The sequence below is a fragment of the Microcoleus asticus IPMA8 genome (assembly GCF_013179805.1).
GTDB classification, from domain to species: domain Bacteria; phylum Cyanobacteriota; class Cyanobacteriia; order Cyanobacteriales; family Microcoleaceae; genus Microcoleus; species Microcoleus asticus.
Window position 1 is genome coordinate 1 of the sequence record NZ_SRRZ01000278.1, and the last position, 2,037, is coordinate 2,037.

Genomic DNA, 2,037 nt, shown 5'->3' on the forward strand with positions numbered 1-2,037 from the left:
TCGGTACTTTGAACGGGCCTATCTTTTTTTACCACAAGTGGGTCAACGCCTTACCTTGTCTAGCTTCTAACGGGGTTGTCACCCCCCCAGACCATTAATACAAGCCGTTGGTGCTAGTTTACTGAACTTATCACCTTAGGGGCTTGCAATTAAATATAACCCCAGTTATGCTAGAAGGCTGAGGAAAAGAAATCGGACATGAGCGGTTGTGACCTGTGTGATTAGGATGATAAAAATGATATTGAGTGAGCCAATTAAATTGACATTCAAAGATGCTGCCAAAAAACTAACGGGCTATCGCCGTCGAGACTTTATGGCAAAAGTGGCTGAAGATTACTTTAATAGTTCAGCTCGGAAAGTAGAAACATTTATGGGATGAAACCGTTCCAGCGTTCAATTAGGCTTACATGAACGACGAACGGGGTTAATTTGTGTTGATAATTACCGAGGAAGAGGGCGACATAAAAGTAAAATTTTGTTGCCCAACTTAGAAGCCGATATTTGTTCTTTAATAGATGCTGATTCCCAGGCAGACCCCAAGTTTCAATCGACATTTTTGTATGCTCAGAGCACTGCCAAGGCGCTACTATCGGCATTAGTGAGTCAGAAAAACTACGACCGTGAGCAATTGCCTTCTCGTCAGACAATTGGCGCGATTTTAAATCGGATGGGATATCGCCTAAAAAAACACAAAAAACCAAGCCATTGAAAAAGATTCTCGAAACGGACGCAATTTTGTTTAATGTGTTCAAAGAGAATCAAGCCTCCGATCGAGATGTCAAATCTCTCCGAATATCAATCGATACAAAAGCCAAAGTTAAAATTGGAAACCTCTGGCGAGGCGGTAAAGCTCGAACCATTGAACCGAAATCGGCTGACGATCATGATACCGAGTGGCAGGCATCCTTAGTCCCTTTTGGAATTCTCAACACTCAAAGCGATCAATTATCTATTTATATGGGGCAGTCCGCTGAAACCACTGATTTTATCGTCGATTGTCTCACAGAATGGTGGCATAACAACCAATCTGATTATACCGAACTTGAAGAATTAGTGATTAACCTTGATGGTGGTCCGGCAATCAGAAACGAGCGTACACAATTCAGCAAGCGCATCGTGGAGTTATCTCAGACAATTGGTTTGAAAATTCGACTAATTTACTATCCGCCGTATCATAGTAAATATAATCCAATTGAACGCTGTTGGGCAGCACTTGAACACTATTGGAATGGTGCTATTTTAGATTCAGTTGAAACTGCCATAAACTGGGCATCCAACATGACATGGAAAGGAATTAAGCCCATTGTACACTTAGTTGAGACAACTTACGAGAAAGGAATAAAAGTCTTACCTCATGAGTTAAAACAGTATCTACGCTCATAGCAACGTTCTGAAACTTTACCAAAATGGGATATCACGGTTATCTCATTTTAACTGGTATTTTATTTTTCCGCCAGTCCCTAACCTCTTTCTTCGCGCTGCAACTGTTCTGGCGTTGCGGTGACCGCTGATTTCTTGAATAATCCGCACTGGAATACCCGCGTTGCTCATCTGAGTGAGTGCTGACCTTCTGAGGCTGTGGGTGGAAGCGCCGATGATGCCGACTTTTTCGCAGGCTTCTTGGAATAGATCAGAGGCGGCTTCCGGGTTCGCGTGCTTCCAGCGGTGATTGAGGTGGCGGCTGGGGAATAGGTAGGGTTGTGAGGGATGTTTGTAGGTTTCTAACAGCAGCCTCAACTATTGAACTGAACTTCCCCCATTGACAAAAGGCATCGGAGTATGTAGGTCGGTGGGGAACTTCATAAGTATGTAACAAAATATTAAGTAGGGTGATGAGACTTAAATTTAATACGTTGTGTACGATAATTTCCTTTTTTTCCTCTAGCCCCTACCCCATCAATTACGGCATAAGCAAGCTCTAATTCATCCTCAAATATTTGCCCTGCTATAGCGATCGCAAATGATTTGTAAATCATAAATAATGTATAATGAGGATGTAAACCTAAGTAGGAGTTGAGATGTCCCGAGAGAAATCGT

The 2,037-nt window shown here is 42.5% G+C and carries 2 protein-coding genes and 2 pseudogenes; 2 read left to right on the forward strand and 2 right to left on the reverse strand.

All coding sequences use genetic code 11. From position 1 onward, the window contains the following. Positions 1 to 235: 235 nt before the first annotated feature. Both E5S67_RS31780 and E5S67_RS31790 read left to right on the forward strand, forming a co-directional pair. The gene (locus E5S67_RS31780) at positions 236 to 379 is read left to right on the forward strand and encodes a hypothetical protein (protein WP_172193441.1); all 144 of its coding nucleotides are present in this window, start codon (positions 236 to 238) and stop codon (positions 377 to 379) included. 177 nt (positions 380 to 556) lie between these two features. Further along, positions 557 to 1,383, forward strand: a pseudogene (locus E5S67_RS31790) (ISAzo13-like element transposase-related protein). A gap of 42 nt (positions 1,384 to 1,425) precedes the next feature. On the opposite strand, the gene E5S67_RS31795 reads toward E5S67_RS31790, so the two are convergent. After that, entirely contained in the window at positions 1,426 to 1,737 is a 312-nt protein-coding gene (locus E5S67_RS31795) for a tyrosine-type recombinase/integrase (RefSeq protein WP_172193446.1), read from the reverse strand. Between the two features lie 83 nt (positions 1,738 to 1,820). Then, positions 1,821 to 2,037: pseudogene (locus E5S67_RS31800) on the reverse strand (hypothetical protein); the annotation flags it as partial.